Origin of the sequence: Planococcus sp. CP5-4_YE, from assembly GCF_019042655.1 — a bacterium.
Classification (GTDB): Bacteria; Bacillota; Bacilli; order Bacillales_A; family Planococcaceae; genus Planococcus.
Genome location: NZ_JAHPZO010000023.1, coordinates 24,837 through 37,692 on the forward strand (window position 1 = coordinate 24,837; position 12,856 = coordinate 37,692).

Annotated in this window: 16 protein-coding genes; 10 read left to right on the forward strand and 6 right to left on the reverse strand. The window is 48.0% G+C overall.

All coding sequences use genetic code 11. The annotated features are described in order from the left end of the window. Positions 1-25: 25 nt before the first annotated feature. Positions 26-547: a YcxB family protein gene (locus KTG14_RS16725; RefSeq protein WP_216971949.1), complete on the forward strand. Its 522-nt coding sequence runs from the start codon at positions 26-28 to the stop codon at positions 545-547. A gap of 48 nt (positions 548-595) precedes the next feature. Here the strand turns inward: KTG14_RS16725 and KTG14_RS16730 are convergent, their stop codons facing one another. Then, positions 596-1,057 carry a BsuPI-related putative proteinase inhibitor gene (locus tag KTG14_RS16730; RefSeq protein ID WP_216971950.1) on the reverse strand — a complete coding sequence of 154 codons (462 nt, stop codon included), beginning with the start codon at positions 1,055-1,057 and terminating at the stop codon, positions 596-598. A gap of 135 nt (positions 1,058-1,192) precedes the next feature. On the opposite strand from KTG14_RS16730, the gene KTG14_RS16735 reads away from it, so the two are divergent. The 3 genes from KTG14_RS16735 (at position 1,193) to KTG14_RS16745 (ending at position 3,598) form a co-directional block, all read left to right on the forward strand. Further along, complete coding sequence (locus KTG14_RS16735) at positions 1,193-1,330, forward strand: hypothetical protein (RefSeq protein WP_216971951.1); 138 nt, start codon at positions 1,193-1,195, stop codon at positions 1,328-1,330. Positions 1,331-1,445: 115 nt separating this feature from the next. Next, positions 1,446-3,029 carry a class I adenylate-forming enzyme family protein gene (locus KTG14_RS16740; RefSeq protein ID WP_308462003.1) on the forward strand — a complete coding sequence of 528 codons (1,584 nt, stop codon included), beginning with the start codon at positions 1,446-1,448 and terminating at the stop codon, positions 3,027-3,029. Positions 3,030-3,115: 86 nt separating this feature from the next. Continuing rightward, complete coding sequence (locus tag KTG14_RS16745) at positions 3,116-3,598, forward strand: YehS family protein (protein ID WP_216971953.1); 483 nt, start codon at positions 3,116-3,118, stop codon at positions 3,596-3,598. Between the two features lie 50 nt (positions 3,599-3,648). Here KTG14_RS16745 and KTG14_RS16750 read toward each other — a convergent pair whose 3' ends face one another. The 3 genes from KTG14_RS16750 to KTG14_RS16760 form a co-directional block, all read right to left on the reverse strand. Then, on the reverse strand, positions 3,649-3,819 hold the full coding sequence (locus tag KTG14_RS16750) for a hypothetical protein (RefSeq protein WP_216971954.1): 171 nt from the start codon (positions 3,817-3,819) through the stop codon (positions 3,649-3,651). 824 nt (positions 3,820-4,643) lie between these two features. Then, the gene (locus KTG14_RS16755; RefSeq protein ID WP_216971955.1) at positions 4,644-5,531 is read right to left on the reverse strand and encodes a fructose bisphosphate aldolase; all 888 of its coding nucleotides are present in this window, start codon (positions 5,529-5,531) and stop codon (positions 4,644-4,646) included. A gap of 109 nt (positions 5,532-5,640) precedes the next feature. Next, on the reverse strand, positions 5,641-6,564 hold the full coding sequence (locus KTG14_RS16760; RefSeq protein ID WP_216971956.1) for an oxidoreductase: 924 nt from the start codon (positions 6,562-6,564) through the stop codon (positions 5,641-5,643). A 204-nt stretch (positions 6,565-6,768) separates the two neighbouring features. Between KTG14_RS16760 and ilvA the strand changes: the two genes are divergently transcribed. The 5 genes from ilvA to KTG14_RS16785 all read left to right on the forward strand — a co-directional run bounded on the left by ilvA (position 6,769) and on the right by KTG14_RS16785 (position 9,495). Then, positions 6,769-8,055, forward strand: coding sequence for a threonine ammonia-lyase IlvA (gene ilvA, locus KTG14_RS16765; protein ID WP_216971957.1), 1,287 nt, complete (start codon positions 6,769-6,771; stop codon positions 8,053-8,055). Positions 8,056-8,510: 455 nt separating this feature from the next. Next, positions 8,511-8,855, forward strand: coding sequence for a hypothetical protein (locus tag KTG14_RS16770; RefSeq protein ID WP_216971958.1), 345 nt, complete (start codon positions 8,511-8,513; stop codon positions 8,853-8,855). 33 nt (positions 8,856-8,888) lie between these two features. Next, positions 8,889-9,101: a hypothetical protein gene (locus tag KTG14_RS16775; RefSeq protein ID WP_216971959.1), complete on the forward strand. Its 213-nt coding sequence runs from the start codon at positions 8,889-8,891 to the stop codon at positions 9,099-9,101. Positions 9,102-9,131: 30 nt separating this feature from the next. Beyond that, positions 9,132-9,287: a hypothetical protein gene (locus tag KTG14_RS16780; protein WP_216971960.1), complete on the forward strand. Its 156-nt coding sequence runs from the start codon at positions 9,132-9,134 to the stop codon at positions 9,285-9,287. Further along, positions 9,262-9,495 carry a hypothetical protein gene (locus KTG14_RS16785; protein ID WP_216971961.1) on the forward strand — a complete coding sequence of 78 codons (234 nt, stop codon included), beginning with the start codon at positions 9,262-9,264 and terminating at the stop codon, positions 9,493-9,495. The genes KTG14_RS16780 and KTG14_RS16785 overlap by 26 nt, the downstream gene beginning before the upstream one ends. Positions 9,496-9,558: 63 nt before the next feature. Here the strand turns inward: KTG14_RS16785 and msrB are convergent, their stop codons facing one another. Then, positions 9,559-10,668 (reverse strand): peptide-methionine (R)-S-oxide reductase MsrB, encoded by a 1,110-nt coding sequence (gene msrB, locus KTG14_RS16790; RefSeq protein WP_216971962.1) that lies wholly within the window; start codon positions 10,666-10,668, stop codon positions 9,559-9,561. A 16-nt stretch (positions 10,669-10,684) separates the two neighbouring features. Further along, positions 10,685-11,191: a TlpA family protein disulfide reductase gene (locus KTG14_RS16795; protein WP_216971963.1), complete on the reverse strand. Its 507-nt coding sequence runs from the start codon at positions 11,189-11,191 to the stop codon at positions 10,685-10,687. Between the two features lie 180 nt (positions 11,192-11,371). On the opposite strand from KTG14_RS16795, the gene KTG14_RS16800 reads away from it, so the two are divergent. Next, entirely contained in the window at positions 11,372-12,106 is a 735-nt protein-coding gene (locus KTG14_RS16800; RefSeq protein ID WP_216971964.1) for a phosphatase PAP2 family protein, read from the forward strand. Positions 12,107-12,856 lie beyond the last annotated feature (750 nt).

Below are 12,856 nucleotides of genomic sequence, written 5' to 3' on the forward strand. Positions count from 1 at the left end.
TGATCTTGCTAAAAGGAGCTGCGCGATGCAGGAATTTTCGTACGAGTTGACGGAACAGCAATTTGTTGATTTCAACCTTTATCATGCTAAACATTCAGAAGCGGTCAAGCGTTCACTGACGATCCAGCGCTTTGTCATTCCAATCATTTATTTGATAATGCCGTTCGTGATGGCGCCGATTTTTGATTGGTCAGTGTGGAGCCTGATGATTCCCTTTATTCTATTCGCAGCTTTATGGATCATCTTCTTTCCGCCCTATTTCCACTGGAACATTAAACGCATGAGCCGGAAAATGGTCAATGAAGGCAAAAACGAAGGCTTACTGGACACCCGTGAACTGTTCATTGATTCAGAGGGAATCCGGGAAGTGATGAAAAATGGGGAGACGCATGTGCGCTGGTCGGGCATCGAAAAATATGGGGAGGATGCGGTCAATTTGTATTTGTATAATAGCGCCATGTCCGCACTGATTGTGCCGAAAAAGGCGGTGCCCGAGCTGGAGTCATTGCGCAAGCTATTGGCTGAAAAAGTTCCGGCAAGCGTTTGAAATTGAATGGACGAAAAAAACCGAACCGCGCTTGGCGGTCCGGTTTTTCTATTCGATCGTATGCTCGATTTCCGCTGGGTAATTCGTGCCTTGTGTCGGCGTCATCCACACTTCAAGGGTGTAGGTGCCGGGTTCAAGATTGGCTTCCGGAACTTGAATCTCGTATTGGAGCTCCTCGCCTTGGCGCAGGATTTCCTCACCGAGCGCCTGGGTATACATGCTGACAGACGACATGCGGAACACTTCGATGCCTTGTTCATCGGTCAATGTGAAATCATAGCGCTGTCCGCTCGTGAAGTTCAATGTCACTGCTTCCTGCGTATCGTTTTTGACGGTATAGCGGTAAGTTCCATTGTCGGTTTCTTCTATGGTCGATGTTACTTCACCTTCGATGATTTCACCCCCTGAATCTGGATCTTCCGGCAGATTGTCGCTTTCGGTGCCACACGCTGCGAGCATCAAAGCGGCCATGAGCATCATGAGCCAGCCAATTGCGTTTTTTTGCCTCATTGGGTTCGCCCCCTTTTTTGTCTATAGAGTAGACCGCAAGTGGCCCCAAAAAGTTACAGGAACGAGTGCATTGTGCTGTTGTTGTGCCGGCTTGCTGTCCTATACTAGTACTATACCCTAAAGGAGGGCCTTGTAATGCCCGGATGGTTCACTGATTTCCGCGAAGCGTTGACGGCGAAAATAAAATGCCTCGGGATGAGCACGTTCACAGTCGTCAAATACATGGCGATGGGATTGATTCCGTTGTATATCTTCTATTTGTTCATGAATTAAGGCGTGCGAAAAAGGCTCTGGAAAAGAGTCTTTTTTTATTTACAATTATTGGCATATTGACTATATTTTCAGAATATTATAATATTGAAAGACTACCGATCAGGCAGAAAGGAAGATTCATGAGCAAACAAAGGAGGAATGGCAGATGAACATTACAACGTCTTTGACGATGAATGCGACGCGACAGCCAAATTTACCGGCAGTGAATTTCGAAGGGAAATCTTATACGTATCGGGAATTGAATGCGGAAGTGAATCGCTTGGCGAACGGTTTGGTGCGGGAAGGGATTTCAAAAGGCGATAAAGTGGCGCTGTTCATGAAGAATTCGGATGCGTATGTAATTGCGTTTTTTGCCGCATTGAAAGCAGGCGGTGTCGTGGTTCCGGTCAATTACCGGCTGAACGCCGAGGAAGCGGGCTATCTATTCGGGCAGTCGAATGCGGCCTATGTGTTTTGCGACAATGAATTCGAAAGCTTAGTGGCGGAAGCGAAGGAACTGGACGATCTGCTGCATCAGGTAGTCGTTTATCCGAAAGCGAAAGTTGAAGCGCATCTTAGTTGGGCCGAAGCACTGGACGATGATCATTCGGAGCCGAAAGTCGAAATTTTGCCGGAAGACGATGCAGAAATCCTTTATACATCGGGAACGACCGGCCCGCCTAAGGGAGCGCTTTTCGACCACCAGCGCATCGTCAATGTCAGCACGTCGTTCATTCTAGGGACGGGCGTCAACCATGATGACCGCTTGCTTCATGCTGCGCCGTTCTTCCATCCTTCCCAGCTCAATTTATTTCTCGTGACCGGGGTCATGCTCGGTGTGCCGCACACCATTCTGCGTGAATTCGCTGCCAGGGATGTAGTGGACGCTATCCATCAGGACGGCTGTACAGTGTTTTTCGGGCTGCCGGATATGTACCAGGCGTTAATGGAAGCACCTGAGAGCGCAAATTATAATTTGGGTACCCTCCGAAAATGCATGTACGGAACAGACCCGATGCCTAATGGACTGATTGCGCGGGCCATGAAATTCTTTGGCCACGAACAATTTTATAATTTATGTTTCCTTACTGAAGGTGGACCGGGAGGCGTCTATTTGCTGCCAAGCGAGCATGCCCTTAAAGAGGGAGCGGGTGGAAAGTCGATGTATATGACCCATGTCCGAGTGGTCGATGAAGAGATGAATGACGTTGCGCCTGGACAAGTCGGCGAATTTATCATGCGCGGCGAGACCATTATGAAGTCGTATTACAACATGCCGGAAGAAACCGAAGAGGCGTTCCGGGACCGATGGCTGTTGACGGGGGATCTCGCGACAATCGACGAAGACGGCTACATCACACTTGTCGACCGCAAATCTGACCGCATCATTTCGGCAGGGAATAATATTTATTCTATCGAAATCGAACAAGTGCTGAATCGCCATCCGCAAGTCAAGGAAGCAGCGACTGTCGGCATTCCGGAAGAAGAATGGGGTGAAATCGTCGGTGTTGTCATCGTCCCGAAAGACGGAGCGACCATTGATGAAGAAGCGCTGTCCGAATACTTGCTTGAGCATTTGCCCCAGCATAAAGCGCCGAAAAAATTCCGTTTCGCAGACGAACTGCCGCGTAATGCTTCAGGAAAAATCTTGAAATACCAGCTGCGCGAGTTGCATATCAGCGAATACACCTGGTTCCGCCATACGTTTATCGAACGCTGAAAAATGGCGCCCTGATGCTTCGGGGTGCCATTTCTCTGTGTTATGATAGAACAGTATTGAATAGAACTTGGCAGGAGGATTTTTTGATGGACAATAACGATGTTTTGATCCGGCTGCGCTATGCACTGGACTTGAAAAATAGCGATGTAAAAGAAATTTTCGCACTTGGTGGCGAAAAAGTGAGTGCCGTCGATATTCCGCTGATTTTAACGAAAACACCGGAGCCAGACGATGAAGGGGCAGAAGCCAATATTCCATTGGCAAACGATCAATTGGAACGTTTCTTGAACGGGCTGATTACTTTCAACCGTGGACCGAAACCTGGCGACTCCGGCCCGCCCGAAGTAAGCGGCGAGCACATCAACAACTTGGTCTTGAAAAAACTGCGCATCGCCCTGGAATTGACAAGCGAAGACTTGCTAGATTTATGGAAGCTTGCCGGAATTAATGTCTCTAAAGGGGAGCTAGGTGCCTTTCTCCGGAAAGAAGGCCATAAAAACTACAAGCAACTGGGCGACCAGCTCATGCGCAATCTCCTCAAAGGCATTACGCTCAACTATCGTCCATAACGAAAAGCCGCAGCACCCGATTGGGAATGCTGCGGCTTTTTGCTAGTCGTTTATTCGCCGCCGCTCGTATAGCGGTTGTCGCCCATCGTGTAATTTGAGCTGTCGCCAGGCTTGGCGTCCGGATGCGTCGGCTTGTCATAATAGGCAGAAGTCCTGCGCCGGCGGTCAACGATAAAGCCAAGGCCCGCAACAATAGCAATCGGAACCAGAAAATATAACATGGAATCTCTCCTTTTTAGTGGGTGTTCGCAAATGAAAAAAGTGAAAATAGTTAAATAAGTATGCGAGCAGATATCTTCATTGATGACTCCATCCCCAAGCAGCCGCCTCCCGCTTGGGGCATGCCTCCCGTAATGAGCCAAGAAGAACACTTGTCTCATTGCTCCGGCTTGCCCGTGAGCGCGGTTCGGCTTTTACATCCCACTGAATTTTGTAAGTGATGAAGCATCTCTTTTTCTTATGTTCATCCGCTGGTGGATGTTGCTTATTTAGGCTTATGAGTGAGACGAATGTTTTGTCGATCTTTTCATCCCCAAGCAGGCGCCTCCCGCTTTGGGCATGCCTCCCGTAATGAGCCAAGAACAACACTTGTCTCATTGCTCCGGCTCGCCCTTGTTCGCGGTTCGGATTTTAGATTTCATTGGCTTTTTTTGAGTGATAAAGTATCTCTTTTTCTCGTGTTTATCCGCTGGTGGGAGACGCTTATTTGGACACAACAATTATAAAACAGTCTTAATTTCCATTTCGTCTTAGAGTGATGCATAAAATCGTCAATGCAAACTTCAATGGAAGAAAATATGCCTTCCTGACTAAAACTAGAGATGGAGCGGAAGGGAGGCGACGCCTGGGGGACCGCGCGGGCTGGCGAGACAAATGTGCCGCGCTCTTTGCGGCACATTGGCTCAACACCCGCCCCCCGGCAAGCGTCCTCCCTGAAGCGGAATCTCAAACATGAAAAACTTACTATTAGGCCTGGATTTGATTTTATTCATACAATCCAATCCATAAGAAAAAAAGCGCACCGCAAAGGGAGCGCTTTTTTATATCATGTAATGGATGCTTCGTAGATTTCTTTGATAGACTTTTCGAGCGTCGTGTTGAACTCTTCATCCGACTGGTCAGCACTCAAGCCTTCTGATAAGGCGCGTGAGAAGCTGGCGATCAAGCCTTTGTTTTCAGCAAGCTTCTGGTTCGCCTGTTCGCGCGGATATCCGCCGGACAATGCCACAACACGTACGACGCGAGGGTGGTCGATCAATTCCTTATAGAAATTCGCCAGCGTCGGGATCGTCAATTTCAACATGACGTGCTCATCGTCGCTGAGCTTATCAAGGTGGCTAAGGATTTCATCATTCAGCATAGCCTCGATTCGTTCTTTATCTGCGCTGTTGATGTCGACTTCCGGCTCGATGATCGGCACGAGTCCTGCAGCGATGACTTCTTTCGCAACTTCGAACTGCTGGTCAACCACCTGCTTGATGCCGTCTTCGTTCGCCTCTTTGACGACTGAGCGCATCTTCGTGCCAAAGACATTGCGTTCGACCGCACGCTTCAACAGCTCATTCAAATTCGGGTTCGGCTTCATCAATTGAACGCCGTTTTGTTCGTCGGCAAGCCCTTTGTCGATTTTAAGGAAAGGAACAACGCCTTTTGCTTCCCACAGATAGTTGCTTGTGTATTTGCCATACACATCGCGGTCCATCGTCTGTTCAAATAGGATAGCCCCGAGCACATAATCCGACGTAAATGCCGGTGCGGTCATGACGCGTGTTCTCATTTCATGGATTAAGTCATACATTTCGTCTTCATTGGAGTAAGCATCTTCGTTCACACCATAAAGTTTTAACGCTTTTGGCGTACTGCCGCCGCTTTGGTCCAATGCTGCAATAAAGCCTTTGCCGTTCTTCATTACTTCAAATTGTTCTGTGTTCATCGTCTCAGCTCCTCAGATTAAGAAATTTTGTCTGCACTACTGCTGTTCCCTGCTTAGTGTACCAATAATCGGATTTTTCATCAAAAAATGAAACAATGTTTGGCGGGATTCAATTTTCGGCAGCGGAATTTTCCTGGTGGGCCGATTCAAAATCAAACGAGACCCCCGTCAATTGCTCGGACACGTCCCATAATTTTCGGGCAAGCGCTTCATCAACGGCTGTCGGGTGGGGGGTATCCAGTGCAGGATAGCCCTTTCTGCGCCCTCTGCCGGCAGGGCCGATGTATTCGCCTCCTGTGAGTCCGGGTTCTGTCGCTGCGTGAACAGTGGCGAGCGCTCCCATGTCCGGCGGCTGCAGAAAGCGGTTAGCGAAATCCCGAAGCAGGACAGGCGCATCGTATTTGCCGATTTTGAAGATATTGGTGGCGGAAACCCCTGGGTGGCAGGCAACGCTGATCGTCTGGATGCGATGCTTTTTCAGCCGGCGGTCGAGTTCCATCGCAAACAGCATATTAGCGAGTTTGCTCTGATTATAGAATTTTTTCGCTCGATAGCCTTTCGAGCCATCCAGATTATCGAAATCAATCATGCCGCGGTTATGCGCCAGACTGCCGAGTGTGATGACGCGTGAGCCTGGGGTTTTCGCGAGCAGCGGCAAAAGGTGGGCGGTCAATGCAAAATGGCCGAGGTAATTGCTGCCAAACTGCATTTCAAAGCCGTCTTTCGTTTTTCCGTAAGGCGGCATCATGATTCCTGCATTATTGACTAGCAAATCGATAGAACGGAAATGCTTTTTGTAGCTATCCGCAAAATGGCGGACGCTTGCGAGATCGGCCAAGTCGAGCTTCAGGACGGCGACCGTCGCTTCCGGATGGTAATCGAGGATCTCCCGTTTCGCGTTTTCGCCTTTGACCAGGTCGCGGACTGCCAGCAGAATCGAGAAGCCCCGGCCGGCGAGCATATTGGCAGCTTCCCATCCGATGCCGCTGTTGCCCCCGGTGATAATAGCGATTTTATGATGAACATCTTCCAAGAAATCATCTCCCCTTTAAAAAATAAATACTTTCTAACGCTTCTTTTTCTATCTAGTTTACCCCATTTGAAAATTGAAACCGTATACATTCAAGAAAAACTGAAAATCTTGTGAAAAGATCATCAAATTGTCTAAATTTTTACACAACAAATCCTGCTGATGTGTTAGAGTAATTCAATAATCAAAATGAAGAGGGTGAAAGGGATGGCAAAAAACATCACAGAGCTGGAAAGGGAAGCTATTGCTAAAGAGGTGACCGTGGCCGATATTATGGTCGCCAATCAGGCGCTGAAGGATGTTATCATCCGGACGCCCTTGCAGCGCAACGAGATTCTTTCGGCACGCTATGGCTGCAATGTCTTTTTAAAACGCGAAGACCAGCAAGTGGTCCGGTCGTTTAAATTGCGCGGCGCCTATAATTTCATCCGCAGCATGACCGAATCTGAACGCTCCAAGGGCGTCGTCTGTGCGAGTGCAGGCAACCATGCCCAAGGTGTCGCTTATTCCTGCCAGGCGCTTGGCATTGAAGGGAAGATCTTCATGCCGCTGACGACACCGAGCCAGAAGGTGTCACAAGTGAAGCGCTTCGGCGGCGAGTGCGTAGAAGTCGTCTTGATCGGTGACAGTTTCGACGATGCCTTTGCGGCAGCGATGGACGTTTGCTCGGAAGAAGGCAAGACCTTCGTCCATCCGTTCAACGCGGAAGCGGTTATCGCAGGACAAGGGACGGTGGCAGTCGAAGTTCTCAATGACATGCAGGAACCGGTCGATTATATGTTCTGTGCCATTGGCGGTGGAGGGTTGGCGTCTGGAGTCGGCACATATTTGAAAGGTATTTCTCCATCGACGAAGCTGATCGGTGTGGAACCGGAAGGCGCTGCGAGCATGAAGGCTTCTCTCAAGGAAGGGCAAGTGACACGGCTCGATACGATCGACACCTTTGTCGATGGGGCAGCGGTCAAGCAAGTTGGCGATTTGTCGATGGCGATCTGCCAGAAAGTGTTGGCTGACATCGTTCCAGTTCCGGAAGGCAAAGTGTGTACGACAATCCTTGAACTATACAACGAAAATGCTATCGTCGCAGAACCGGCTGGTGCCTTATCGGTAGCGGCACTCGATTTCTACCGGGAGGAAATCCGCGGGAAGAATGTCGTCTGCGTCGTCAGTGGCGGCAATAACGATATCGAACGCATGCAGGAAATCAAAGAAAAATCCTTAATCTATGAAGGCTTGAAGCATTATTTCATTGTAACCTTCCCGCAACGCGCGGGAGCCCTCCGGAAGTTCATGGGGGATGTGCTTGGTGAACAAGACGATATCACCCACTTTGAATACACCAAACGAAATAACCGTGAACATGGACCCGTCTTGGTGGGGATTGAATTGAAAGACCCGGCAGATTATGGGCCTCTTGTGGAGCGTATGGCGCAAAATGGCTTTCCGTATAAAAATATTAATAACGATTCATTGCTTTTCAATTTGCTGATCTAATTTGATGGCTGTGCTGCCCGCTGTGTTTCGAGTGGGTGGCACAGTTTTTCCATTATCCGGCAGGTTGTACGGGTTTGATTCACTTGAACTAAAAGAAAGTATTTTTATCAATAATAAACAGATTAATGATAATAAATCATTATTTTAAATATTCAGTAATTTAGTGTTTACAAGAAATGTGAAATATTGTAGGCTAATACTATTACATTATCTTATACAAATTTTTGCTTTTCATTTTGGTTAGCGCTTTATAAGCAAATGTCACTGAGTAAATTGAATAGCTACTTCTGGAGGAGATAAAGAACAAGGAATAGCAGTTCTGTACAACTGGAAAATTATACTTTGGTTGAATGTGGCAGACTATAGTGCTGTGCACAGCGCCGGAAATATTCTCCTCTGGATAGTGGAGTCTGTTCCGGTGCTTTTTTATTAGTAAGAACAAAGGAGAGAAGGTTATGGAAGAAAGGGGAGAACTTGTTAAGCCGTTTAGGAACACTTGGCAAGCACTGCAATCATCAAAAACTAGGCGTACCCGAATTGGCAGCAGAACTATACGGTTTCTCGGCTACGATGACAGCGGTACAGCTGTCAATCAAGTGGATATTTGGATGACCCAGGAAGAGTTGCCTGTCTTTATTGACGCACTCGTTATTCATCCAATACCGCTGCCGACGGATTATCTGCAGACAGCTGAACCCGACGACAACGGGTTTTGGGTAAGGATCCGTTCGCACGAGTCACCAAAAGTCTTTGTTTCGAGGTTAAGTTCGGCAATTGGCTGTATAGAACAGCCAGCTTAATCAATCTAAATCAAGTGGAAGGCGGTAATGTTAATGGATAATCGGAGTGACCTGATTAAACTGGGCGATGAAGACATTTACCTGATCCTATACTTGTGGAAAGTGAAAGGCTATGAAACAAAAGAGTTGGCCCAGCGCTTTCATATAAGTGTTGAGTCTTTGGAGGATTTGCTGTCTGGCCATGTGAGAAGAGATTGCTACAGAGCATTCAACCGAATTGAAAAATATTTGGTGGAGACTTACTGAGCGATAAACTTTTAATAAGGAGTGTTCAAGATGGGAAACCACAACGAGATGAAAAAAACCAACGCTGCTTTTACAGCCAGCTATGAGCGCTTTATTAAAGGTTATCAGCAGTATAAAGCCGAGCGTACCGGGCAGCAACCTAATGGGGGGGTCAAGCGCTATGACAACAGCACACGAGTTAAATAAGCTCAGCGATGAGGCTGTCTACAGTATCTTGTATTTCTATCATATTGAAGAATTTTCTGCCGAACACTTAGGAATGAAATACGGGGTGAGCAGTTTGACGATCGAAGGTATCGCCAAAGGCCGATATCGCCCGAAATGCCATGAGAATTTCATGATCGTCGAAGGCATTTTGGAACGCCGTCTGGTGAAGCGAGCCGAAAGCCAATAAACCAGAATTTATTATCGAAAAAGCCGGAAGCCCATTCAAAAGGGCTTCCGGCTTTTATCATGCTTAATCAGTTACTTTGTCTGTCAGGTATCCATAGCCTTGTGTTTCCATCTCTTCAAGAGGCACAAAACGCAATGCCGCGCTGTTCATGCAATAGCGTAAACCGCCGGCATCTTCCGGGCCGTCTTCAAAGACATGCCCCAAGTGGCTGTCGCCCGTGCGGCTCCTGATTTCGGTCTGCATGCCGAATAGGGAAAGATCATCGTGTTCGGTTACGACTGCCGGATCGATCGGCTTCGTGAAGCTTGGCCAACCGGTCTCGGAATCATATTTGTCTTTGGAAGAAAAGAGCGGTTCGCCGGTGACGATGTCGACATAGATGCCGGGTTCGTAAAAGCCATCGTATTCATTATTGAATGCAGTCTCTGTTCCGTCTTCCTGGGTGACGCGGTATTGTTCATCGGTCAGCATTTCCCGGATTTCCTCTTCATCCGGTTTCGGGTAATCGGCCGGATCGATCAATTGCGGGACTTCCTGGTCTTCTAGGCTTGTGAAGTCAACATGGCAATAGCCATCCGGATTTTTCTCCAAATAGTCTTGGTGGTAGTTTTCCGCGAGGTAATAATTCGTCAGCGGTTCGACTTCGGTAACAATTGGCTTATCATATTTTTTTTGCTCGTTGGCAATGGTCTCATCAATCGTACTTACAACTGACGGGTCATCGTAGAAGATGGCGGTCCGGTATTGGTTGCCGCGGTCATTGCCTTGCTGGTCGACAAGTGTCGGGTCGATGATCAGGAAATAGCGGTCAAGCAATTCCTCGAGCGATACACGCTCTGGATCATAGCGCAAATGGACGGTTTCGGCATAGCCGGTATCGCCTGTCAGCACTTCTTCGTATGTCGGGTCTTCAATCGTTCCGCCTGCATAGCCGGAAGTTACTTCGTAGACGCCGTAGATGCGTGCCATATAGGCTTCAACACCCCAGAAGCAGCCACCTGCAAACCAAATGTCTTCCAAATTTTCCGTATCGAACTCCAGCTCTTCGTTTGGATTGTCCGGAAAGCGCGATTCCGAAGCAGGAGAGGAGGCGGTAGTAGAGTCAGTGACTGCTTCGCTTGAACAGCCTGCCAGCAGCAATAATAAGAGCAGGGGCAAAAAATATTGTTTCATCAGTGGTTCCGCCTTTCTAGCGAATCGAATTCATCAATTCGAGTATTTCGTCATTGGTCACGTGGCCGGTGCGTTGTTCGGTGATTCTCCCAGCAGAGTTGATCCAGGCAGAACTGGGGTAGGCATCCATATCGAACTGGCCGAATATGTCCCCTCCTTCATCAAGCAAGACGATAAAATCATCGTCATGTTCGATGCTTGAGATCCAAGCTTTGAACTCATTGGCATTTCGCTCAGCGTATGTTCCGGGGGAGATAATGGTGAGGATCGTGAAGTCTTTATCGCTTTCACCCAATTCCTCTAGTTCGCTCAAGCCGGAAAGGCAAATCGAGCACCAGGATGCCCAAAAGAATAAATAGACTTTTTCGCCTTGGTAGTCAGCGAGATGGTGGACAGTGCCGTGGAGGTCAGTCAATGCAAAATCAGGTGCCGCGGGTCCGCGGTTTTCCGATAGTACTTCCGAGCAGGAAGTCAGAGTGAGCAGAAGGGCAGCTAATATAAGCAGCCGGAGTGGCAATTTCATGATGATCATCCTTCCAGGTAAGGGCAATTGGCAAGGATTTGTCGTTTTCTTGCTTGAATTGCTATCTATTTGAGCTATTCCCCAAATAGAGGCCTTTGAACCACGGAACTGAAAGGATCCGGCATACTTATCGGCAAAGTCGGGTAAACTGACGGTAAGTAAAAGTATAGGAGCGGTTGGATGGATAGAGAAACGAAATTATCAGGCTTTGCTTTCATTGTGCTTCTAGTGGGTCTTGGGCTTGCGGCATTATTCATTACGCTGTTTGCGGAACTGGCCGATGAAATGCTTGAACAGGAATTGGCTGTGTTCGATGCAGTGGTCATTCAATTGCTGGAAATTATTAGCAGCGACTGGATGGATACAGCGATGTTCGTCATCACTGAACTTGGGTCTGTGTGGTTTCTGGTGTTGATGTCGCTTGGCGTCTTATGGATCTTGGGTGTCAAGATGCGCGACAAATGGGGCGTCCTGTTTTATTTGGTGGCAGTCGGCGGCGGATCGCTGTTGACACTGCTGTTAAAGCATTTCTTTAGCCGGGAGCGGCCAAGCATCAACGAAACGATCGATGCGGTCGGCTATAGTTTTCCCAGCGGCCATTCGATGGGCTCGCTAATTTTTTACGGCTTTCTTATCTATTTGGTCATCCGAACCAAGCAGAATCCGAGGCTGCAATGGGTATCGGTTTTCGGGCTCAGTGTGTTGATCATGCTGATCGGAATCAGCCGGATTTACCTCGGTGCACATTTTCCAAGCGATGTCATCGCAGGCTATATCGCAGGCACTATCTGGCTTGTATTGAGCTTGGTGGCACTTGAATGGATCCAGTGGCATCAAAGAAGCCCTGTGCCGCCTGTTACCGCTTTGCGGAAAGTATTGGCACCGGTCTACCGAGCTGTTATCAATAAATTGTAAACATATGGGCTGCCGGTTTGCCGGCGGCTTTTTTGAATGCGCTGGAATTGTTAGGCAGAGCTAATGATTCATTTATAGCATAGTTTTCCACTCCACACAGTAGAATAAGTGAATGGCAGATGAACTTTGGGGAGCTCTTCAGCTTGAAAGACTTGAGCTCTTTAATGGTGATCCTTACTGTCATCTTAGTTTTATTCAGTAAACGGTGCAACCATAAATAACTGAAAAATCAAAAAATTTTGTGGCGTTTTCTGTCATTTGGGCGTATGATCAAAGAAAAGGAGGTGCCCTTGAGATGACCGACATTGTTGGGCTGCTGCCCATGCTCATTTTCGGCGGGATAGCTGTTGTCATCATCGGGATGGTATTCTCATTCAAAAATTGGACACATTAACGGAAAATGTGGAAGCGTTTAACAGAAAGTCCTGCACAGGGAAGACGGGTGCGGGATTTTCTTGTGCGTGACAAGGAATTTCTCAGTCGTTGCCGAATGAAAAACTAGAGAAGAAATTCAAGCGGCAAGGCGGGGGGGGGGGGATGAAATCAAATCGGGCGTATTGGTCATCGGTGCGGTGGCGTTCATGATGGTACTCCTAGGGCTTTATATGGGGGGGGGGGGGGGGGATGAAATCAATTCGGGCGTATTGGTCATCGGTGCGGTGGCGTTCATGATGGTACTCCTAGGGCTTTATATGTTGCAAAGTAAAGGCACATTTTTAATCGCAGGTTACAACGCGATGCCTAAAGAAT